We start from the raw sequence: 19,641 nt of genomic DNA on the forward strand, positions 1-19,641 counted from the left end.
CCTCTGGTTACTTGGTTACTTGCGGAGACCGAGCTTCGCGATCAGATCCAGGTAGCGCTGGCCGTCCTTGTGACGGAGATAATCCAGCAGCGTCCGGCGCTTGTTGACCATCATGAGAAGACCACGACGCGAGTGGTTGTCCTTCTTGTGGGCCTTGAAGTGCTCGGTCAGGTTCTTGATGCGCTCGGTCAGGATCGAGACTTGGACTTCCGGCGAACCGGTATCGCCCTCGGCGCGCGAATGCTCCTTGACGAGCTCGGTCTTGCGTTCAGCGGTAATCGTCATGAATTCATGTCCTCGACATCACAGATTGAAACCGCGAACGACCCGGACGTCTCCGTCCTCGACCTCGACCAGCGCGACCGGGACAGCGTCCAGTTCGGCGAAGTATTGGCCATCGTCTGCGGCGATCCCGGCCAAGATACGCCCCTGTCGGAGCGCCCCTGCCTGGTCGGGGGTGAGGGAGAGAGCCGGGATGTCGTCCAGCGCCACCCTCAAGGGCAGAAGTACATCTTCAAGCGCGTTGCCTCTAGCGAGTTCGTCCAGTTTGTCCAGCGATATCGCCTGCGAGAGGTCGAACGGACCGGCCTTGGTACGGCGGAGCATCGTGACGTGGCCGACGGTGCCGAGCGCGATCGCGATGTCGCGCGCGAGAGAGCGGATGTAGGTGCCCTTCGAGACATGCGCGGTAAGCGTGACCTCTTCGAGCGGGGCGTGGGGCAGGGTGGGCTGCAATTCCTCCCCGGAACGGGGAGGGGGACCGCCGTCCGCTTGGACGGTGGTGGAGGGGGGCGCGTCACCAGCGGAACGCTCGCGGAAGCCCCCCTCCACCAGCTGCGCTGGTCCCCCTCCCCGTGCCGGGGAGGATCTCAAGCTGTGGATCGTCACATTCCGGCTCGCGAGCACCACCTCATGCCCGGCCCGCGCCAGATCATAAGCCCGCTCTCCATCCACCTTCAGCGCGGAGTAAGCAGGCGGCACCTGGGAGATTGGCCCTGTGAACTGCGCAAGCACCGCCTCGACAGCCGCCATCGTCGGTCGCACGTCAGAGGTAGCCACCGGCACCCCCTCCGCATCCAGCGTATCGGTCTGCATCCCGAACATCACCGTAAAATCATAAATCTTGTCGCTATCGAGCATCCGCCCGGCAAGCTTGGTCGCCTCCCCAACGGCGATCGGCAGAACGCCGGTAGCCAGCGGGTCGAGCGTCCCCCCATGCCCCACCTTGAACTTCCCATACCCGCCGCTTCGCAACGCACGCTTCACCGCCGAAACCCCCTGTGTCGACCCCAGCCCCAGCGGCTTGTCGAGAATGATCCAGCCATGCATGCGCGTCAGTCCTAGAATATTGGTGTCCCCCCGTTCGTCCTGAGCGAAGTCGAAGGACACGGGGCAAAGGTGCTTCGACTTCGCTCAGCACGAACGGGGAGGGGAGCAAGGTTCAGCCCAAAGCCTCACAAAAATGCCGCCGACACAGCGCGACATAGCGGTCGTTCCCACCAATCTCGGTCTGCTGCCCCTCGGCGATCGCCCGCCCGCTCCCATCGACCCGCAGGTTCATCGTAGCCTTGCGCCCACATCCGCACACCGATTTGATCTCCACCAAAGAGTCCGCCAGCGCCAGCAACCGCGCCGACCCCGGAAACAGCGCCCCCTGGAAATCAGTCCGCAAGCCATACGCCAGCACCGGAATCCCAACCACGTCGCAGATATGCGCAAGCTGATCGACCTGCGCGGAAGTCAGAAACTGCGCCTCATCCACCAGCACGCACGAAATCGCGTCCGCGCCGTGCTGCCGAACCACGCAAGCCCCGATATCCGTCCCCGCATCGAACGCGATCGCCGGCGCCTCCAGCCCGATCCGCGATGTGATCGTCCCCGCCGCGAACCGATCGTCGATCGCCGCCGTGAACAGCATCGTCCGCATCCCCCGCTCGCGGTAGTTGAAGTCCGCCTGCAACAGGTTCGTCGACTTCCCCGCGTTCATCGAGGCGTAGTAGAAATACAGCTTGGCCATCAGATCAGCGTCTCGACAGGTAGGGGCGATTGCACGGCATAGGTCGCGATCCCGCGATCGAACGTCACGAAGCCGTCCGCGACCGACCGAGCTGAAACGAGATGAATCATATCGGCCCAATCTGCCCCCGCTCGGTATCGCGTGACCGCCCAGGCCAGACCATCGCGATCCGCGGTATGGATAGTCCCCAACTGGAGCAGCGTTTCAATCGCATCGGCCACCATCGCACGACCGAGCGCGGCGCGCGTCGACAGCACCCACCCGAGTTCGAGCCAGACGGTCAGGCCGACCCAGACTGGTGCGCTCAGTATGTCGGACGCCATCGCAGACTGACGCTCGTCGTCCGCAAGGATGAAACGCGCGAGAATATTGGTGTCGACGGCTTTCACGCCGAACGACCGTCCTCGTCGAAATCAGGCGACCAGCTCAATTGGTCGACAGGAATGGCCGGCCCCTCGTACCGAACGCGCGCACGCAGGTCGGTCATCACCTCCGCAACGCTTTTTCCAGTCGTCCTACCCGTTGGTCGCAATACAATGTCGCCACCCGTTTGCAGGACGTCGAACTGCTGACCGGGGTTCAAGCCAAGCGAATCGCGCACATCCTTGGGGATGACGACTTGGCCCTTTTCCGACATTTTAGTTTGAAAATTCATCGAGGTAAGATGCGTCTTACCAAGCTTGAAGTCAATCTTCCGTGAGATCCCGCGCGATGTGCGGGTCACGCAGCAGCGTATCGATATGGGTACCCTCGTCGAAGCTCTCGTCCGCCAGGAACTTCAACTTGGCGGCATACCGCATCTGCACCCGGTTCGCGACCTCGCGCTGGAGGTAGGCGGTGTTGGTCCGCAGCGCCTTCAGCACCTTCTCCTCGTCCTTGCCGAGCAACGGCTTCACGAAGACGGTGGCGTGGCGGAGGTCGGGGGACATGCGGACCTCGGTGATCGTCACGAGGTGCTTCTCGAGCACGGGATCGTGGACGTCGCCGCGCGCGAGGATGTCCGACAGCGCATGACGCGCCTGTTCGCCGACTCGCAACGAGCGGACGGCCTTTGCTTCTGGGGTATCGGTTTTCATAATCTTTAACTCCCCTCCCGCCTGCGGGAGGGGCCGGGGGTGGGCGCCCGGCCTCAGCGTATCGTGCCGTGGATGGCGGGTGCCCACCCCCCAGCCCCCTCCCGCGAGCGGGAGGGGGAGCAGTAAGTTACAAAGTGCGTTCGCGCATCTCGACTTCGAACGTCTCGAGGACGTCGCCGGCCTTGATGTCGACGAAGTTCGACGTGAACGTCACGCCGCACTCCAGCCCCGCACGGACCTCGGCGACATCATCCTTGAAGCGACGCAGCGATGCGATTTCGCCCTGGTAGATGATGACGTCGTTGCGCGTGATGCGCGCCTTGAGTGCTTTGCGGATGTTGCCCTCGGTAACGAGCAGACCTGCCGCCTTGCCGTGCTTGCCCGCCGAGAAGACCTCGCGGATATCGGCACGACCGACCACCGTCTCGAACGCTTCCGGCCCAAGCTCGCCGGCCATCCCCGCCCGAATCTCGTCGATCAAGTCGTAGATCACGTCGTAGTACTTGAACGCGACCTTCTGGCGCTCGGCGATCTCGCGTGCCTTGGCGTTCGGACGAACGTTGAAGCCGATGATCGGTGCGCCCGAAGCGGCCGCCAGGGTGACGTCCGACTCGGTGATGCCGCCAACGCCCGAGCTCAGCACGCGCGCCTTGATCAGATCGGTGGAGATCTTGTTGATCGCCCCGACGATCGCCTCGACCGTGCCTTGCGTATCCGCCTTCACGACCAGCGGATATTCGATCGCCTGCTTTTCCTTCAGCGCCGAGAACATGCTCTCGAGGCTGGCAGGAACCGAAGCCGTCCGCTTGTCGGTCTTCACGCTGCGACGATATTCCGCGACTTCGCGGGCTCGTGCCTCGTTCTCGACGACCTGGAACGGATCGCCCGCCTGCGGGACACCCGACAGACCGAGGACCTCGACCGGCATCGCCGGACCCGCTTCCTTGATCTGCTTGCCCTTGTCGTCGACCAGCGCGCGGACCTTGCCGCTCTCGCCGCCGACCACGAAGATGTCGCCGACCCGCAGCGTACCGCGGTTGACGAGGATCGTCGCGACCGGACCACGGCCCTTGTCGAGCTTGGCCTCGATCACCGTACCCTCGGCCGCGCGATCCGGATTGGCGCGCAGTTCGAGCAGTTCGGCCTGAAGCTGGATCTTCTCGATCAGCGCATCGAGACCGATTTTCTTGGTCGCGGAGACTTCGACGTCCTGGACGTCGCCGCCCATGTCCTCGACCACGATCTCCTCGCTCAGCAGGCGCTCGCGCACCTTCTGGGCATTGGCGCCTTCCTTGTCGATCTTGTTGATCGCGACGATCATCGGCACGCCCGCCGCCTTGGTGTGGGCGATCGCCTCCACCGTCTGCGGCATCAGGCCGTCGTCCGCCGCCACCACCAGAATGACGATGTCGGTGACGTCCGCGCCACGCGCACGCATCTGCGTGAACGCCTCATGGCCCGGGGTGTCGAGGAAGGTGATCTTCGACTTGTCCTTCAGCGTGACCTGGTACGCGCCGATATGCTGGGTGATGCCACCCGCTTCGCCGCGCACCACGTCGGTGCCGCGCAGGGCATCGAGCAGCGACGTCTTGCCGTGATCGACGTGACCCATGATCGTGACGACCGGGGCACGTGGGCGCAGCGTCTCCTCGGCATCGTCGATCGTGTCGTTGGCCAGATCCTGGTCGACATCGCTGACGCGCGTCAGGTTGTGGCCGAACTCGGTGACGAGCAACTCGGCGGTATCCTGGTCGATCGTCTGCGTCATCGTGACGGGCATGCCCATCTTGAACAGCGCCTTGACGAGGTCGGCACCCTTCTCGGCCATGCGGTTGGCGAGTTCCTGGACCGTGATCGCCTCTGGAACGACGACGTCGCGGATCTGCTTGGCCTGCGCCTCGCGCGGACCACCGGTACCACGACGCTCCTTCTCACGTGCACGCTTCAGTGCGGCGAGCGAGCGAGCGCGTGCGCCATCACCATCGCCGAGCGCGCGGTTGACGGTGAGCTTGCCCGAGGTGCGACGATCGTCGCCCTTGCGGTCACGCTGCTGCGGACGCGCCGGGACGGCATCGCGACGGACGCCACCGGCCGGAGCATTCGCACCGGTCGCACCAGGGCGAGCGGCGGTCGTGCCGGCGTTGCCCGTCGTTGCTGGCGCTGCGACAGCAGGTGCTGCGACAGGCTTTGGCGGCGGCGGAGGGCGCTCTGGACGCGCGACCGGCGAGAACCGGCGCGGTGCCGGGAACGCCGGATCGCGGGTCAGTTCCAGAATGGGCGGCGGTGCCGGCGGTGCGACAGGGGCCGGCACAGGCTTGGGAGCCGGTGCAGGAGCCGCCGCGACCGGCGCGGGCGCAGGCTTTGGTGCAGCGACCGGAGCCGGGGCGGGCGCCGCGGCTACAGGCGCTTCGACCGGAGCCGGCGCAGGCGCTGGCGTCGGTGCTTCGACCGGAGCGGGAGCCGCTTCGACCGCCGGGGCTGGTGCGGGCGCAGGCGCAGGGGCCTCGACTGGCTTCGGCGCGGGCGCCTTGGCTTCAGCCTCGGCACGCGCACGATCGGCGACGCGGTTACGCTCGTCCTCGATCGCCTTCGCGCGCTCGGCTTCCTGCCGACGACGGCCTTCTTCCAGCGTGTTCATGCGCTGCTCTTCGGCCTCGCGGAGCAGCTTGGCCTGACGCTCCTGCGGCGACAGATTGCTCTGCTGCTGACGCACGGGGGCGGGCGCAGGCTGCGGTGCGCGCGCCTGTGGTGTCGGAGCGGCGGGCGCCGCGGCCGGGGCGGGCGCGGCAACCGGGGCGTCCGCAACCTGCACGTCGGGCTCGCCCGGACGGCGCAGGACGCGCGCACGCTTGGTTTCCACGATCACCGTATTCGATCGGCCGTGGCTGAAGCTCTGCTTCACCTGGCCGGTCTCGACCGTGCGCTTCACACCCAAAGGTGCGCGCATGCCAAGTTTCGGCTTCTCGTTGTCCGTGTCGCTCACTCAAATTCCTCAGTCATGTCCACGGCCGGGCGTGTTCCGGTCGATCCGGACGCCTGTTGTATCGGTGGCGCCCCATTTTGTGGTGACGCCGATGCGCCCTGCGAGGCCGTTTCGCAAGACACGGAAGAAGGTTCGGGGCCGATAAAATGCAGCCAACGGTCGAGCGCTTCGCTCACCCGCTTTGCTGCAGCGCGGTCGGTCAGGCCAATGTGTACCACATTTTCCCGCCCCAGCGCCAATGCCAATATGGTGCGCGACACAGGGAGTGCCAACCCCCGCAAACCCGAGCCTTCTTCATCGTTGCCGATGCGCCAGGCTTGGTCGAGCTTGCGGTTGCCATCCTCGGCAGCATCGGACGCATGATACAGCGTCTTCAGCTTCCCCTGCCGCGCGTTCTGCTCGATCCGGTCGGAGCCGATCAACACCGTCCCCGAGCGCGATTCGAGCCCGAGCCGGTCGAGCGCGTTACGTTCCAGCGCGGATTCGATCTTGGCTGGAAGCTCGGGATCGATGGTGAACTCGCCGGTCTTGAACGCGCGCGAAAGAGCGCCCTTGAGCTTGCCCTTCTTGATCGCGGCTTCGAGTTCGACCCGAGTCACCCCGATCCACGCGCCGCGACCTGGAGCCTTGGCGCGAACGTCGGGCAGAATTTGACCGTCCGGCGACAACGCGAGTCGCACCAGATGCGGCCTGACGTCGCGCTCACCCGAAAGAATGCACTTGCGAACGGGCATATCGTCATCCCCCTCCCGCATGCGGGAGGGGCTAGGGGTGGGCTCGCGCTCACCCCCATTGCCGCCCTTGGCTTTACCGGAAGCCGGGCGCCCACCCCTCGGTCCCCTCCCGCCTGCGGGAGGGGAGGAAGGAGTAGTGTCGATAGCGCCTAGCGCCTCATCGGGAGGGTTCCGCATGTGCGTCCTCCTGCGCCGGAGTATTCGGGGCCGTCTTTGGAGCGTCGCGGTCGACCAGGAGTTGGCCGCCCGCGCCGTAATTCTCGGTCGAGACCTCTTCGATCACGATCTGCACCGCAGCCGGGTTCTTTCCCAGCCGCTGCACGAGCGACTGGGTGACGTCGGCGACGATGCCGGACTTCTGGTCCTTGGTGGCGGACCCCGAGATGCGGATGCTGACGAAGGGCATCAGGCCTTGTCGCCCTCGCTCTTCGAGTCGGTCTTGTCCGCAGCGTCCTCGACCGAAGCGTCGTCCGCCGAAGCGTCCTCAGCCACGGCTTCGTCGGCCGTCGTCTCTTCAACCGCAGCGTCCTCGACAACAGCGTCATCAGCAGAAGCCTCTTCCATCGGAGTCTCGTCCGCCTCAACGTCGTCAGCCGAAGACTCGGGAGCCTCGTCCTCGAACCAGTGCGCGCGAGCGGCCATGATGATCTCATTGCCCTGCTCGTCGCTGAGGCCGTACTCCGCGAGGATCCCGCCCTTAGGCTCAGGACGCTTCGGCGCATCTTCATTGCGACGGCGTGGCTCAACGCGCTTCTTCTCGACCAGCTCGTCGGTCGCCAGATCGGCGAGGTCGTCGAGCGTCTTGATGCCCGCCTTGCCGAGCGTGACCAGCATCGCCTCGTTCAGATACGGCATGCCAGCCAGCGCGTCCTCCACGCCGAGCGCGGTGCGCTCCTCGCGGCTCGCTGCGTCGCGACGCTCCAAAGCCTCGGTCGCACGGTTCTGCAACTCGCCCGCCAAATCTTCGTCAAAGCCCTCGATGCCGGCGATCTCCTCGACCTCGACATAGGCGACCTCTTCAAGGTTCGTGAACCCTTCGGCGACCAGCAGCTGTGCGAGCGTCTCGTCGACGTCGAGCTCCTTCTCGAACATCGCCGAGCGCTCGACGAAGTCCTTCTGGCGCTTCTCGGACGCATCGGCCTCGGTGAGGATGTCGATCGCCTTGCCGGTCAGCTGCGACGCGAGCCGCACGTTCTGGCCACGACGACCGATCGCCAGTGACAGCTGGTCGTCGGGAACGACCACTTCGATGCGCTCTTCTTCCTCGTCGATCACGACGCGGCTGACCGAAGCCGGCTGCAATGCGTTGACGACGAAGGTCGCGATGTCGGGCGACCAGGGGATGATGTCGATCTTCTCGCCCTGCATCTCCTGCACGACGGCCTGGACTCGCGAGCCCTTCATGCCGACGCACGCGCCGACCGGATCGATGCTCGAATCATGCGAGATGACGCCGATCTTCGCGCGCGAACCCGGATCGCGGGCCGCGGCCTTGATCTCGATGATGCCGTCGTAGATCTCGGGCACTTCCTGCGCGAACAGCTTCTTCATGAAGTCGGGGTGCGCGCGGCTGAGGAAGATCTGCGGCCCACGGTTCTCGCGGCGGACGTTGAGGATCAGCGAGCGGATGCGGTCGTTGACGCGCACCACTTCGCGCGGGATCTGCGCGTCGCGCCGGATCACGCCCTCGGCGCGGCCCAGGTCGACGACGACATGGCCGAACTCGACGCGCTTGACGACGCCGGTGATGATCTCGCCCGCGCGGTCCTTATATTCTTCGAACTGGCGCTCGCGCTCTGCGTCGCGGACCTTCTGGAAGATGACCTGCTTGGCGGCCTGCGCGGCGATGCGGCCGAACTCGATCGGAGGCAGCGGATCGACGATGAAGTCGCCGAGTGCCGCGTCCTTCTGGAGCTTCTGCGCGCCCTTGACGTCGACCTGCTTGAAATAGTCATCGACCGCCTCGACCACTTCGACGACGCGCCACAAGCGCAGATCGCCGGTGTTCGGATCGAGCTTCGCGCGGATGTCGTTCTCGGCGCCGTAGCGCGAGCGCGCGGCGCGCTGGATCGCGTCCTCCATCGCCTCGATCACGATCGCCTTGTCGATCATCTTCTCCGACGCGACCGAATTCGCGATCGCGATCAGTTCCGCGCGGTTTGCGGTGACTGCCGTGGCCATCAATGCTGTCCTTCTTCGGTCTCGGTGCCCTGAGCATCAGGCTCGGCCACGTCTTGATAGAAAACTTCGTCCGCGCCTTCGATCGAAAGCGGCGCGGTCGCGGCGATGAGTCGGTCGGTCATGACGAGCTTGGCGTCGGCGACCTGCGAAAAGTCGATCGTCATGATCTTGTGCTTGTTGACGTCGACGGTGATCTTCGTCCCCTCGACGCCCATCAGGTTACCCGAGATCTGCTTGCGGTCCTCGAACGGCTCGACGAGGCGGATACGCGCCTCCTGGCCTTCCCAGTCGGCAAAGTCCTGCAACCGCGTCAGCGGGCGATCGATACCAGGGCTCGATACTTCGAGACGGTACGCGTCCTCGCCGACCGGGTCCTTGCCCTCGGCTTCGAGCGCATCGAACTTGTCCGAGATGCGGCGCGACAGCTCGGCGCAATCCTCGATCACCAACTGGCGCGTGTCGGGGCGCTCGGCCATCACCTGCAACGTCGGATCGGACTTGCCGCCCTGCATGCGCACGCGCACGAGGCTGAGGCCAAGCGCCTTCGCCTCGGGTTCGATCAGGTCGGTCAGCAGGGCGATGTTCGCCATCGAAATTCCAAACAGGGCCAAAGCACAGGTGATTGCCGCCGCGGAGCAAGCCCCGCAGCCTCTTCATCTGGCGATGTAGAGAAGTGGTGCCTCTATACGCGGGGTGGCGCTGGTCCGCAAGCCGGCGCAACCTTCATTGGTAACGCCGCGTTGGCGAAGAGATTTCCGGGAGAAGATCATGATTCGCAACACACTGTTCGCCACGGGTTTGCTAACTGCCACGCTGCTCGCCTCCACGGCCTGTTCCGCGCAACCGGCGCCGGGGGGCAAGCCGTTCAGGGAGACGGTCGTCGCCGATTTCGATTCGCCCTGGGCGATGACGGTCCTGCCCGACAAGCGCATGCTGGTGACCGAAAAGCAGGGCCAGATGCTGCTCGTCTCCGCCGACGGCAAGTCGCGCCAGACGGTCGCGACGATCACGGTCGATTCGGCAGGGCAGGGCGGGCTGATGGACGTCGTCCTCGCCCCCGATTTCGCCACCAGCCAGCGCGTGTATTTCAGCTATTCGACCGCCGGTGAGGGCGGCAAGGGCGTCGTCCTCGCGCGGGGTCGCCTGCGTGCGAACGGTGGCGGCGGCGAGCGTCTCGGCGATATCGAGACAATCTTCAGCGCGAGGCCCTTTGTCGAGGGCAACGGCCATTACTCCGGCCGCATCGCCTTCTCGCCCGACGGTAAATATCTGTTCTTCACCAATGGCGAGCGCCAGAAGTTTACGCCGGCGCAGGACCCGAAGATGACGCTCGGCAAGGTGCTGCGCCTCACGCTCGACGGCAAGCCCGCCCCCGGCAACCCGCTGGTCTCGAAGGGCTTCGCACCCGAAATCTGGAGCTACGGCCACCGCAACCTGCTCGGGATCGCGTTCGACGCGCAGGGCAATCTCTGGGAGCAGGAGATGGGGCCGAAGGGCGGCGACGAGGTCAATTTGATCAAGCCCGGCCTCAATTACGGCTGGCCCAACGCCTCGAACGGCAGCCACTATGACGGCCGCGACATCCCCGACCACAAGCCCGGCGATGGGTATGAGCCGCCCAAGGTATCGTGGAACCCGGTGATCTCCCCCGGCGGCCTTATGATCTATTCGGGCGCGATGTTCCCGCAGTGGAAGGGCGACGCGTTCATCGGCGGCCTGTCGTCGAAAGCGCTGGTGCGCGTCGACCTGAACGGCACCAACGCCGCGAAGGGCGACCAATGGGACATGGGCGCCCGTATCCGCGAAGTCGAACAAGGCCCCGACGGCGCGATCTGGGTGCTCGAGGACGGCGGTGAATCGCAAGGCCGCCTGATCAAACTGACCGCGAAGTAAGCCACAACGCCATCCCCCTCCCGCAAGCGGGAGGGGCTAGGGGTGGGCACGCGCTCACCTCCAGCGTCATCTTTGCAGTTTGCGAATCTTCATTGCACCGTCAGCCAGTGCCGGAACCGCGCGCCCACCCCTCGGTCCCCTCCCGCAAGCGGGAGGGGAGGAAGTCAGTCGCGCACGATCAGGTAGTTCATCCGCGCCGCGGCGATCGGCTTGTCCCGCTCGTCCTGCCACGCGGTCGCCTCGACATTCGCCACTCGCGTCCCCAGCCGCGTCACCACGCCCGCCGCCCGCGTCGGCTTATCCCGACCACCCCGCATGAAATCGACCGTGACGTTCACTGGCTTGATCCGCCCGCCACCCTCAGCCTCAAGCGCATGCTGCAACGCCGCAATCGCCGCCATTTCCAGCAACCCCGCAATCGCACCGCCATGCAAGAACCCAGGCCGCCCCAGCACGTCATCCGCAAACGGCATCAGCAGTACCGGTGGCGCGCCGTCTTCGGCTTCGACCGACACGCGGAGAATCTCAGCATAGGGCGGTAGGCCGATCGTCATGCCTCGCTCCTTCTGTTGAGACCCATGCCCGCGACATCGCCGACAACCATGAACGTCCCCGCGACATGCGCGAGCGGATCGCCCGGATCGCCGTCATGCGCCTGCCCCCGCACGAACGCGATCGAGCGCGTGATCCGGTAGCATTCGCCGCGCCCGATCACGGTCTTCCCCGGTGTCGCGGGGCGCAAATAATCCACCCGCAAATCGAGCGTCGCATGCGGCACGAACGCGTTGCGCTTGATCCAGATCGCGAGGCTCGTCGCCATGTCCATCATCGTGATGATCGGCCCCGACGCGATCACGCCGCTCGCCGGATCGCCGATCAGCCGCTCGTCATAGGGCAGCGCAAGCTCCGCCCAGTCGTCGCCATGCGCGTGATAGCGCATCCCCAGCGCGGCACCGTGCCCGCCGAACCCGCGCGTCGCAAACCATTGTGGATCAAAACCAGCCATGCGCGGAGCCTCTACACGCCGCGTGAGCGCACGCAACATTGCGGGCGCCGTTGCAGGTGGGGGCAGGGGCGGTTAGCGTCCTGGCAAAGATCGAGAGGATCGCCAGAATGAACGACCGGGTCACCATAACCGTCGCCGACGGCATCGCAGACGTCCGCCTCGCCCGCGCGGAGAAAATGAACGCGATCGACCCGGCGATGTTCGAAGGCATCGCCGCCGCGATCGACCGGCTCAAGGGGATGACCGAAGTCCGCTGCGTGGTTCTCTCAGGCGAGGGCAAGGCATTCTGCGCCGGTCTCGACATGGCCTCGATGGCAAGCGGTGGCTCGGGGCTGGCACTCGGCGAGCGAACGGCGGAGGGTGCGAACCTCGTCCAACAGGTCGCCTGGGGCTGGCGCACCCTGCCGATGCCGGTGATCGCCGCGGTCCACGGCGTCGCGTTCGGCGGCGGGTTCCAGATCATGTCGGGCGCCGACATCCGCATCGCGCACCCCAGCGCCCGCTTTGCAATCCGCGAGACCTATTGGGGCCTGGTCCCCGACATGGCCGGCATCGCCCTCTGGCGCACGCTCGCCTGCGACGACGTGCTGCGCGAACTCACCTACACCGCGAGGGAGTTCGACGGCGCGGAGGCCTTGCGGCACGGCTTCGTCACGCGCCTGTCCGAAGACCCGCTCGGCGAGGCGATGATGCTCGCCCGCGAGATCGCGGCAAGGAACCCCCACGCGATTCGGGGCTCGAAGCGCCTCTACAACCTCGCGGCGGATGCGGACGCTGCAGCGGTCCTGCTCGCCGAGACGGAAGAGCAACTAAAGGTGATCCGCACCCCCAACCAGGTCGAGCAGGTGCGGGCCAACATAGAAAAGCGCGCCGCAGTGTTCGCCGACTGAGCGCGTGGACCTGCCGTTGTCCGGGGTGACCCACCCGTATTCCGTCATCCTGACGAAAGTCAGGACCCAGAGTACCACGCGCGGCCCTCAGTAACCCTGGGTCCTGACTTTCGTCAGGATGACGGGGGGAGGGGACTGGTGATCGAAAGGCACTACCCACTTCCAACCACCCCGGCGAAGGCCGGGGCCCAATTGGAAAGGCCGGAGTAACGGAGCGCCGTCCTCGGTCAGCGACGTCTCCCAATTGGGCCCCGGCCTCCGCCGGGGTGGTGCGATACGGATGGCGGAGTGATGCGAGGCAAGGGCGCGGCGCGGCAGGGCGGGCGACCCCCTACTTCACCCGGTCATAAGGCGTGAAATCTCGAAACCGGCAATACCCCGACGGAATCGACATGCCCGTCGACACCGTCCGAAACCGATCGTTCCGGCACAACTGCCCACCATAGACATCGACGATCAACGTATCGAGCGGCCGCAGCGAAGCGCACTTCCCGACCGGCCCCGTCTTCCAGGTCCGCTTTCCCGACTGATGGTACAGGATCGTCTGCGAATCGATGATTTCCGGGCCGTTGAGTTGCTGAAGATCGATGCACCGCACCGGTGGTCCCGCGATCCGTCCCGCCAGCGGGTCAGACTTCCCCGCCCCGAGCATCCCCACCGTCAGCAGCGCCGCCGCCGCCAGAACCGCCCCGCGCATCATGGCTTCCGATACGGCACGAACTCGCCGAAGCTGCAACTTCCGGTCGGAAAGCGCGAAGCCTGGTCGAACGTCTGCGCGATATCACCGCGGCAGAGTTGCCCGCTCGGCGTCCGCGTCACCAGGATATCGCTGCGCCCAATCCCCTCGCACCCGCCGGCCGTGTCGCTGCGATACACCAGCCCGCTATTCACGCGGTACAGGATCGTCGCGCCGTATCCCGAGCTCTGCTTCTGCGGAAACTGGCTGATGCATGTCTCGGGCTTACCCGGCACCAGCCCGGCAAGCTCCTTCGCCAGCTTCTCCTGCACGCCAGCCTCGCGCACCTGCGCACGCTCGACCTCCGCCGGGGTCTGCGTACACGCGCCGAGCAATACAGCCGGAAGCATCAAGAGTGGCAGGGTCCGCATCCGCATCGCAACGCTCCTCAAAATCCCCGCCATCCTCATACGCCCTTTACCCGCGGAAATCATCCTTCGCCGCACGATAGCGTGCGAGCTGCTCGACCGACGTCGCCCGCAGGAACGGGTTGGTCGCGCGCTCGATCCCGATCGTCGTCGGCACGGTAGGTTCGCCCTTCGCGCGCGCCGCATCGACCTCAACCATCCGTGCGACGATGTCGGCATTGTCCGGCTCGGCGACCAGCGCATACCGCCCGTTGCTCTGCGTATATTCATGCCCGCAGAACACCTCGGTCTCGTCTGGCAGCACCGCATAGCGCTGCATGTTCGCGAACATGTCCGCCGGCGTCCCCTCGAACAGCCGCCCACAGCCCATCGCGAACAGCGTGTCGCCGGTGAAGATCGCCGCATCGTCGGCGAAGTGGAACGCGATATGCCCCTGCGTATGCCCGGGCACGGTCATCACCGTAGCGACGTGATCGCCAAGCCGAACGACATCGCGTTCGCCGACCTGTTCGTCGAGTGTCGGGATCTTATCCGCCTCCGCCGCCGGGCCGACGATCGTCGCGCCATACGCCTTCATCTCGGCATTCCCGCCGGTGTGATCGGGATGCCAGTGCGTCGTCCACACGCGGTCGATCCGCCAATCGCGCATCTTTGCGGCGGCGATCACCGGCCCCGCCTCGCCCGGATCAACCACAACCGTCTCGCCCGAGACGGTGTCGTGGATCAACCAGGCGTAATTGTCGGAAAGCACGGGCACGCGGACGATATCGAGCATCAGCGCGTCACCATTTGCCGGTGTTCGGCATCGACGCCCAAGGCTCAGCGGGATCGAGCGCGCCGTCCGCCTGCAACAGCTCGATCGAGATATTGTCGGGCGTCCGCACGAACGCCATGTGCCCGTCGCGCGGCGGCCGGTTGATCGTCACGCCCGAGTCCATCAGCCGCTGGCAGGTGTCGTAGATATTGTCGACGCGGTAGGCGAGGTGCCCGAAATTGCGGCCCTCGCCATACTCTTCTGGATCCCAATTGTGCGTCAGCTCGACCTCCGCACTCTCGTCGCCGGGCGCCGACAGGAAGATCAGCGTGAACCGCCCCTTCTCGTTCTCCATCCGCCGGACCTCCTTCAGGCCCAGCAGTTCGAAGAACGCGATGGTCTTCGCCGGGTCGGTCACGCGGATCATCGTGTGGAGGTATTTCATGCTTGCTCCGAGCGTTGTTCGGACCAGCAGATAGGAACGCGCGGCACCGCGTGAAAGGGCGTGCGGACCGGCGCGCTATTCCTCCGACCGGATCAGCACAGCCTCACCAATGAGGAAGAACAGCAGGAACGGGGCCCAAGCGGCGAGGAACGGCGGGTAGGCGCCGAGATTGCCCATCGCCAACGCGAAATTGTCCGCGACGAAGAACGCGAAGCCGAGGCCCATGCCGATCACCGCGCGGACGAACAGCTTGCCCGATCGCGCGATCCCGAACGCCGCGACCGCGCCCAGCAACGGCATCAGTACCGACGACAGCGGCCCCGACAGCTTGTGCCACAACGATCCCTCGAGCGCCTTGGTCGGCCGCCCCGCGTCGGACAGGTCACCGATCGCCGCCTTCAACGCACCGAACGACAGCCCGTCCGCATCGACGCTCGCCAGCGTGAACTGGTCGGGCCGCACGTCCTTCGCGATCACCACCGCGCCGAGCGAGCGGACGGTGCCGCTCCGCACGTCGAACCGGGTCGCAGGGCTTACCTCCCAACCGTTCGCGACGCGCTTGCCGTGATCCGCGCGCAGGATCGCGACCAGGTTGCCGCCCGTACGATCGTACAGCGTGATCCCACCGAGCCGTGTCGCGTCACCGCGCCCGCGGCTCTGCGCGACCTCGATCAGGTCGTCGCCGTCGCGCACCCAGACGTTCGCACGGTCGCCGCGATCGATCGGCAGCTTGCCGTAATTGACTTTCTGCCACTGGTTCAGCGTCGCGGTGGAGCGTGCAACCACGCGGTCGTTGAACACGAAGCTGATCACCGCGACACCGAGACTCGCCACCAGCAACGGCGCGAGCACCTGATGCGCAGACAGGCCGGAGCCCTTCAGCGCGACGATCTCGCTGTTCTGGTTCATCGTGATCAGCGTCAGGATGGTCCCGAGCAGGACCGAGAACGGCAGGAAACGCGAGACGATCTGCGGCGCACGCAGCGACACGTATTGCCAGACCTGCGCATCGCCGTTCCCCGGAAAGGCGAGGATGTCGCCGGAGTTGCTCAGCAGGTCGAGCGCCTGAAGCACCAGAACGAGCGCGGCAAGGACCGCGAACGTCCGCACCAGGAACATCCGGCCCATGTAGATCGCGACCGTCCGCGACGGGAAGAAGCTGACGAGTTTCATGCGGTCTTGCCCCCGTGCGACTTCGGCCGGAAGCCCGGGATACGCTTGGTGATCGCCTTGAACGTCTTCGAGAAGACGCGTTCGAGCGCACCGATCGGTTGCCCGCCGGGAACGTAGGCGATCGTGTAGTACATCCACAGGATCAGCCCGGCGAAGATCGTGAACGGCACCCACAGCGCGATGATCGGGTCGATCCGGCCGAGTTCGCCGACGTCCGCCGCGTACTGGTTCACCTTGTGATAGGTGACGATCATCACGATCGACAGGAACACGCCGAGCGCGGACGAGGATCGCTTGGGCGGCACGCCGAGCGCCAGCGCGAGCAGCGGCAACAGGAACATCGTCGCGACCTCGGCAAGGCGGAAGTGGAATTCGGATCGGCTGCCGTCACGTTGCTCCAGCGTCGCGCCCCGCTGACCCTGCTTGGCGAGTTCGGGCAGCGTGTATTCGAGATTACGGCCGCCGCGGGTTCGGAAGCTCTCGAACTTGGGCAGGTTGATCGGCAGGTCGTGGCTGGTGAAGGTCAGCACGCGCGGCGTCTTGAACTCGGGCTTGTTGTGGACGAGCGTGCCGTTCGCAAGCCGGAAGGTGATGACGTTGGGATCGTCGGTTGCGAGGAACTTGCCCTTCTCCGCGGTGACGCCCAACCAGTCGCCGTTCTGGCTCGACGCATGGACGAAGATACCCGACAGCTCGCGGCCCTTGTCCTTGCTCTCCTCGATCCGCAGCGTCATCCGCTGGCCGAGATTGGTGAACTCGCCGACCTTGATCGACGCGCCGAGCGCGCCGGTACGCAGTTCGAACCGCAGGCCCTCGTAATAATAGCGCGCAATCGGCTGGACATAGCCGACGATCGCGAGGTTCAGAAGCGCCAGCGCGATGGTATACATGTACGGCACGCGCAGCAGCCGGTTGTAGCTCATGCCGACACCGCGCAGCACGTCGAGCTCCGACGACGTCGACAGCCGGCGGAAGGCGAGCAGGATACCGAGCATCAGCCCGATCGGGATACCGAGCCCGAGATATTCCGGCAGCAGGTTCGCGAGCATCCGCCACACGACGCTGATCGGCCCCCCTTGCGTCGCGACGAAATTGAACAGCCCGAGCATGCGATCGAGCACGAACAGCATGACGGCGATCAGCAGCGTCGAAAAGAGCGGCACCGCGATCAGCCGGGCCATGTAGCGGTCGATGGATTTCATGCGCGGGTTGGGCTCGGTATGCTGGGTCGCGCGGGTATAGGGGCGCCGGGGCGAAGCGTCATCCCCTATCGCAACGCCCTAGTGAACGATCATTCCGCGGCGATCGGGTGATTCGTCTCGCCGCGCTCTGCCGCCATCGCCGTGACGACCGCGCGCTCCAGCCCGTTGAGCGTGAAGGGTTTACGCAACACCTCGTGCCCGCCGAACTGCGCGACGTTCACCTCGCCGGCAAACCCGGTGACGAACAGCACCGCGACGTGCGGATAGAGCGGCGACAGCGCCGCGATCATCTCCGGCCCGGTCTGACGCGGCATCAGCACGTCGGAGATGATCAGCCCGATCCCCGGGTTCGCGGCCAGCAACGCAGGCGCGGCGAGAGGATCGCCGCACGCGATCGCGTGATGGCCGATCTCCTCAAGCGCGCCGGTCGTCGCGGCCAGCACGCGCGGATCGTCCTCGACGACCAAGATCTGCAACGTCTCGGGCATCGTGGGTGCGATCGGCTCGACCACCGGGATCGGGGCGGCCGGCAGGGAGCGTGCCACCAGACCGGCGGCACGGGGGAAATACAGCGTGACGGTCGTCCCTTCGCCCGGTGCGGAGACGATCCCGATCTCGCCCTGCAACTGTTGCACCAGCGCGAATATCTGGCTGAGGCCGAGCCCGGTGCCCTTGCCGACTTCCTTGGTGGTGAAGAACGGCTCGAACACACGCTCGGCGACGTCCGGCGCCATCCCGCAACCATCGTCGCCGACCATGATCGTGACGTAATCGCCCGCCGCGCACCGGCCGACCTGCTCCGCTGCCAACGTCATTATGCCGGTCGCGACGGTCAGCGTGCCCCGACCGTTCATCGCGTCGCGCGCGTTGACCGCGAGGTTCAGGACCGCATTCTCCAGCTGGACGCGGTCGGCGCGGACGCACCCGCCGGCCGCATCGTCGCGCACGATGACGGTGATCGCATCGCCCAAGGTGCGGTCGAGCAGGTCCGACATCCCGGCGACCAGTGCGGCGGCGTCGATCGTCTCGGCCTTCAGCGAATCCTCGCGGCTGAAGGCGAGCAACCGACGGGTCAACGCCGCCGCCCGGTTCGCGCCCTCCGTCGCGCTGTCGAGATGCCGGCGGACGCTCTTCGGATCGTTACCCAAGTTGCGCCGCGCGAGTTCTAGCCCCCCCAGCACCACTGCCAGCATGTTGTTGAAGTCGTGCGCTATCCCGCCGGTCAGCTGGCCGACCGCCTCCATCTTCTGGATCTGGCGCAGTTTCGCCTCCTGCACGCGCAGTTCGGCGGTGGCGGTGGCGACCGCGGTGGTCAGCTCGTCGGCCCGCTCGCGTTCCAGCTCGGCATCGGCCAGCGCGGTCGCACGCTCGCCGACCGCGCGGATCGTGAACCAGCCGAGCACGATCGCACCGAGCACGATCAGCACGCCGAATATCGCCAGCACGCGCGCGATCCAGCTCGACCGTTCGACCGACCCCATCGCCGCCGCGGTCCGGTCGTCGAGCAGCGCGCGCTCGCCCGCGATCAGCGTATCGAGGGTGGTGTTGATCTCGGCGAGCGTCGATGATTTTCGCGCCTGGTAATAGCGCGCGAACGCCTGGCCGTTCTTGCCGTAACTCGTGTTGAGCGCAGTCAGCGACAGCTCCCGACCGCGCGAATCATAGGCGGCACGGAGCCGGTCGACACGCGGTTGTTGCCCGGGATTGTCGTTGGTGATCCGGTCGAGCCGGTCGATCTGCGTGCCCGCGAGCAGCCACTCGTCGAAATAGAGCTGCCCCAATTGCTTGTCGCCACTGATCACATAGCGGCCCAGCGACGCCTCCGACCGCGCGATCGTGCCCGACAGCGTGCGGGCAAGGATCATCACGTCGTAGCTGTGCGCCTGTAGCTCCAGCGCGCGATCACGCTGGCGGTTGGCGTGGCCGAGGGTCACGATCAGCGCGACCAGTACCGCCGTACCGAGCAGGCCCATGACGACCAGCATCGCGATGCGCCATCTTGCCCCGCCCACCTGGACCGCAGTCTCGACCTCGTCTCGCGTCACGGTGCCATCCTAACGCGTCGTTGCTACCGCGCAATGACTTCGATTTTTGGCGGCGGGGTGATGGCGGTGCTTCGAGCGCGAGCATCGAACTCAAGTCCCTCGTCATCCTGACGAACGTCAGGACCCAGAGCCAAGCAC

General features: G+C 65.8%; 22 protein-coding genes. 2 read left to right on the top strand and 20 right to left on the bottom strand.

The features are described 5' to 3' along the window. Window positions 1-15: 15 nt before the first annotated feature. From rpsO to rimP, 11 genes are all read right to left on the bottom strand, one after another. The gene (rpsO, locus tag U1708_RS12430) at window positions 16-285 is read right to left on the bottom strand and encodes a 30S ribosomal protein S15 (protein ID WP_307089093.1); all 270 of its coding nucleotides are present in this window, start codon (window positions 283-285) and stop codon (window positions 16-18) included. Between the two features lie 18 nt (window positions 286-303). Continuing rightward, a complete protein-coding gene (truB, locus tag U1708_RS12435; protein WP_332746139.1) occupies window positions 304-1,329 on the bottom strand; it encodes a tRNA pseudouridine(55) synthase TruB in 1,026 nt (341 codons plus the stop codon). A 112-nt stretch (window positions 1,330-1,441) separates the two neighbouring features. After that, window positions 1,442-2,017, bottom strand: a complete 576-nt coding sequence (locus U1708_RS12440; protein WP_332746142.1) for a thymidine kinase — start codon at window positions 2,015-2,017, stop codon at window positions 1,442-1,444. Beyond that, entirely contained in the window at window positions 2,017-2,406 is a 390-nt protein-coding gene (locus tag U1708_RS12445; RefSeq protein WP_332746144.1) for a type II toxin-antitoxin system VapC family toxin, read from the bottom strand. The genes U1708_RS12440 and U1708_RS12445 overlap by 1 nt, the downstream gene beginning before the upstream one ends. After that, on the bottom strand, window positions 2,403-2,672 hold the full coding sequence (locus tag U1708_RS12450) for an AbrB/MazE/SpoVT family DNA-binding domain-containing protein (RefSeq protein WP_332746147.1): 270 nt from the start codon (window positions 2,670-2,672) through the stop codon (window positions 2,403-2,405). The genes U1708_RS12445 and U1708_RS12450 overlap by 4 nt, the downstream gene beginning before the upstream one ends. A gap of 31 nt (window positions 2,673-2,703) precedes the next feature. Continuing rightward, window positions 2,704-3,093: a 30S ribosome-binding factor RbfA gene (rbfA, locus tag U1708_RS12455; RefSeq protein WP_121904291.1), complete on the bottom strand. Its 390-nt coding sequence runs from the start codon at window positions 3,091-3,093 to the stop codon at window positions 2,704-2,706. Window positions 3,094-3,220: 127 nt separating this feature from the next. Beyond that, the gene (gene infB, locus U1708_RS12460; RefSeq protein ID WP_332746149.1) at window positions 3,221-6,076 is read right to left on the bottom strand and encodes a translation initiation factor IF-2; all 2,856 of its coding nucleotides are present in this window, start codon (window positions 6,074-6,076) and stop codon (window positions 3,221-3,223) included. Beyond that, entirely contained in the window at window positions 6,073-6,831 is a 759-nt protein-coding gene (locus U1708_RS12465; protein WP_332746151.1) for a DUF448 domain-containing protein, read from the bottom strand. Before U1708_RS12465 ends, infB begins: the two co-directional genes overlap by 4 nt. Before the next feature lie 136 nt (window positions 6,832-6,967). Further along, a complete protein-coding gene (locus U1708_RS12470) occupies window positions 6,968-7,216 on the bottom strand; it encodes a tautomerase family protein (protein WP_332746153.1) in 249 nt (82 codons plus the stop codon). Continuing rightward, window positions 7,216-8,991 carry a transcription termination factor NusA gene (gene nusA / locus U1708_RS12475; protein WP_332746155.1) on the bottom strand — a complete coding sequence of 592 codons (1,776 nt, stop codon included), beginning with the start codon at window positions 8,989-8,991 and terminating at the stop codon, window positions 7,216-7,218. The genes U1708_RS12470 and nusA overlap by 1 nt, the downstream gene beginning before the upstream one ends. Beyond that, a complete protein-coding gene (gene rimP / locus U1708_RS12480; RefSeq protein ID WP_332746156.1) occupies window positions 8,991-9,581 on the bottom strand; it encodes a ribosome maturation protein RimP in 591 nt (196 codons plus the stop codon). Before rimP ends, nusA begins: the two co-directional genes overlap by 1 nt. Window positions 9,582-9,759: 178 nt before the next feature. Here rimP and U1708_RS12485 point away from each other — a divergent pair, with 178 nt between their 5' ends. Next, window positions 9,760-10,884 carry a PQQ-dependent sugar dehydrogenase gene (locus U1708_RS12485; protein WP_332746158.1) on the top strand — a complete coding sequence of 375 codons (1,125 nt, stop codon included), beginning with the start codon at window positions 9,760-9,762 and terminating at the stop codon, window positions 10,882-10,884. Between the two features lie 164 nt (window positions 10,885-11,048). On the opposite strand, the gene U1708_RS12490 is transcribed toward U1708_RS12485, so the two are convergent. Both U1708_RS12490 and U1708_RS12495 read right to left on the bottom strand, forming a co-directional pair. Continuing rightward, window positions 11,049-11,438, bottom strand: coding sequence for a PaaI family thioesterase (locus U1708_RS12490; RefSeq protein ID WP_332746160.1), 390 nt, complete (start codon window positions 11,436-11,438; stop codon window positions 11,049-11,051). Further along, window positions 11,435-11,890, bottom strand: a complete 456-nt coding sequence (locus U1708_RS12495) for a PaaI family thioesterase (RefSeq protein ID WP_332746162.1) — start codon at window positions 11,888-11,890, stop codon at window positions 11,435-11,437. The genes U1708_RS12490 and U1708_RS12495 overlap by 4 nt, the downstream gene beginning before the upstream one ends. 107 nt (window positions 11,891-11,997) lie before the next feature. On the opposite strand from U1708_RS12495, the gene U1708_RS12500 reads away from it, so the two are divergent. After that, window positions 11,998-12,780, top strand: coding sequence for a crotonase/enoyl-CoA hydratase family protein (locus U1708_RS12500; protein ID WP_332746164.1), 783 nt, complete (start codon window positions 11,998-12,000; stop codon window positions 12,778-12,780). 331 nt (window positions 12,781-13,111) lie between these two features. On the opposite strand, the gene U1708_RS12505 is transcribed toward U1708_RS12500, so the two are convergent. The 7 genes from U1708_RS12505 to U1708_RS12535 all read right to left on the bottom strand — a co-directional run bounded on the left by U1708_RS12505 (window position 13,112) and on the right by U1708_RS12535 (window position 19,443). Continuing rightward, window positions 13,112-13,480 carry a hypothetical protein gene (locus tag U1708_RS12505; RefSeq protein ID WP_332746166.1) on the bottom strand — a complete coding sequence of 123 codons (369 nt, stop codon included), beginning with the start codon at window positions 13,478-13,480 and terminating at the stop codon, window positions 13,112-13,114. Beyond that, window positions 13,477-13,893 carry a hypothetical protein gene (locus tag U1708_RS12510; protein ID WP_332746168.1) on the bottom strand — a complete coding sequence of 139 codons (417 nt, stop codon included), beginning with the start codon at window positions 13,891-13,893 and terminating at the stop codon, window positions 13,477-13,479. Before U1708_RS12510 ends, U1708_RS12505 begins: the two co-directional genes overlap by 4 nt. Window positions 13,894-13,933: 40 nt before the next feature. Continuing rightward, window positions 13,934-14,659 carry a hydroxyacylglutathione hydrolase gene (gloB, locus tag U1708_RS12515; RefSeq protein WP_332746170.1) on the bottom strand — a complete coding sequence of 242 codons (726 nt, stop codon included), beginning with the start codon at window positions 14,657-14,659 and terminating at the stop codon, window positions 13,934-13,936. 7 nt (window positions 14,660-14,666) lie between these two features. After that, complete coding sequence (locus U1708_RS12520; RefSeq protein WP_332746172.1) at window positions 14,667-15,083, bottom strand: VOC family protein; 417 nt, start codon at window positions 15,081-15,083, stop codon at window positions 14,667-14,669. A 75-nt stretch (window positions 15,084-15,158) separates the two neighbouring features. Further along, window positions 15,159-16,256 (bottom strand): LPS export ABC transporter permease LptG, encoded by a 1,098-nt coding sequence (gene lptG, locus U1708_RS12525; RefSeq protein WP_307089118.1) that lies wholly within the window; start codon window positions 16,254-16,256, stop codon window positions 15,159-15,161. Continuing rightward, the gene (lptF, locus tag U1708_RS12530) at window positions 16,253-17,458 is read right to left on the bottom strand and encodes an LPS export ABC transporter permease LptF (RefSeq protein WP_307089120.1); all 1,206 of its coding nucleotides are present in this window, start codon (window positions 17,456-17,458) and stop codon (window positions 16,253-16,255) included. Before lptF ends, lptG begins: the two co-directional genes overlap by 4 nt. A gap of 89 nt (window positions 17,459-17,547) precedes the next feature. Then, on the bottom strand, window positions 17,548-19,443 hold the full coding sequence (locus U1708_RS12535) for an ATP-binding protein (RefSeq protein WP_443030045.1): 1,896 nt from the start codon (window positions 19,441-19,443) through the stop codon (window positions 17,548-17,550). Window positions 19,444-19,641: the final 198 nt, after the last annotated feature.

This window comes from Sphingomonas arabinosi, from assembly GCF_036663715.1.
In the GTDB taxonomy this organism is placed as follows: Bacteria; Pseudomonadota; Alphaproteobacteria; order Sphingomonadales; family Sphingomonadaceae; genus Sphingomonas.

What these genes read in the sequence shown, in the direction of transcription:
- U1708_RS12500 (WP_332746164.1), top strand. Translation starts at nt 11,998, where the DNA reads ATGAACGACCGGGTCACCATAACCGTCGCCGACGGCATCGCAGACGTC.
- lptG (WP_307089118.1), bottom strand. Translation starts at nt 16,256, where the DNA reads ATGAAACTCGTCAGCTTCTTCCCGTCGCGGACGGTCGCGATCTACATG.
- rbfA (WP_121904291.1), bottom strand. Translation starts at nt 3,093, where the DNA reads ATGAAAACCGATACCCCAGAAGCAAAGGCCGTCCGCTCGTTGCGAGTC.
- rpsO (WP_307089093.1), bottom strand. Translation starts at nt 285, where the DNA reads ATGACGATTACCGCTGAACGCAAGACCGAGCTCGTCAAGGAGCATTCG.
- U1708_RS12535 (WP_443030045.1), bottom strand. Translation starts at nt 19,443, where the DNA reads ATGCTGGTCGTCATGGGCCTGCTCGGTACGGCGGTACTGGTCGCGCTG.
- lptF (WP_307089120.1), bottom strand. Translation starts at nt 17,458, where the DNA reads ATGAAATCCATCGACCGCTACATGGCCCGGCTGATCGCGGTGCCGCTC.
- U1708_RS12440 (WP_332746142.1), bottom strand. Translation starts at nt 2,017, where the DNA reads ATGGCCAAGCTGTATTTCTACTACGCCTCGATGAACGCGGGGAAGTCG.
- U1708_RS12495 (WP_332746162.1), bottom strand. Translation starts at nt 11,890, where the DNA reads ATGGCTGGTTTTGATCCACAATGGTTTGCGACGCGCGGGTTCGGCGGG.
- U1708_RS12450 (WP_332746147.1), bottom strand. Translation starts at nt 2,672, where the DNA reads ATGAATTTTCAAACTAAAATGTCGGAAAAGGGCCAAGTCGTCATCCCC.
- gloB (WP_332746170.1), bottom strand. Translation starts at nt 14,659, where the DNA reads ATGCTCGATATCGTCCGCGTGCCCGTGCTTTCCGACAATTACGCCTGG.
- U1708_RS12465 (WP_332746151.1), bottom strand. Translation starts at nt 6,831, where the DNA reads ATGCGGGAGGGGGATGACGATATGCCCGTTCGCAAGTGCATTCTTTCG.
- U1708_RS12470 (WP_332746153.1), bottom strand. Translation starts at nt 7,216, where the DNA reads ATGCCCTTCGTCAGCATCCGCATCTCGGGGTCCGCCACCAAGGACCAG.
- U1708_RS12490 (WP_332746160.1), bottom strand. Translation starts at nt 11,438, where the DNA reads ATGACGATCGGCCTACCGCCCTATGCTGAGATTCTCCGCGTGTCGGTC.
- U1708_RS12485 (WP_332746158.1), top strand. Translation starts at nt 9,760, where the DNA reads ATGATTCGCAACACACTGTTCGCCACGGGTTTGCTAACTGCCACGCTG.
- truB (WP_332746139.1), bottom strand. Translation starts at nt 1,329, where the DNA reads ATGCATGGCTGGATCATTCTCGACAAGCCGCTGGGGCTGGGGTCGACA.
- U1708_RS12510 (WP_332746168.1), bottom strand. Translation starts at nt 13,893, where the DNA reads ATGCGGATGCGGACCCTGCCACTCTTGATGCTTCCGGCTGTATTGCTC.
- U1708_RS12520 (WP_332746172.1), bottom strand. Translation starts at nt 15,083, where the DNA reads ATGAAATACCTCCACACGATGATCCGCGTGACCGACCCGGCGAAGACC.
- rimP (WP_332746156.1), bottom strand. Translation starts at nt 9,581, where the DNA reads ATGGCGAACATCGCCCTGCTGACCGACCTGATCGAACCCGAGGCGAAG.
- nusA (WP_332746155.1), bottom strand. Translation starts at nt 8,991, where the DNA reads ATGGCCACGGCAGTCACCGCAAACCGCGCGGAACTGATCGCGATCGCG.
- U1708_RS12505 (WP_332746166.1), bottom strand. Translation starts at nt 13,480, where the DNA reads ATGATGCGCGGGGCGGTTCTGGCGGCGGCGGCGCTGCTGACGGTGGGG.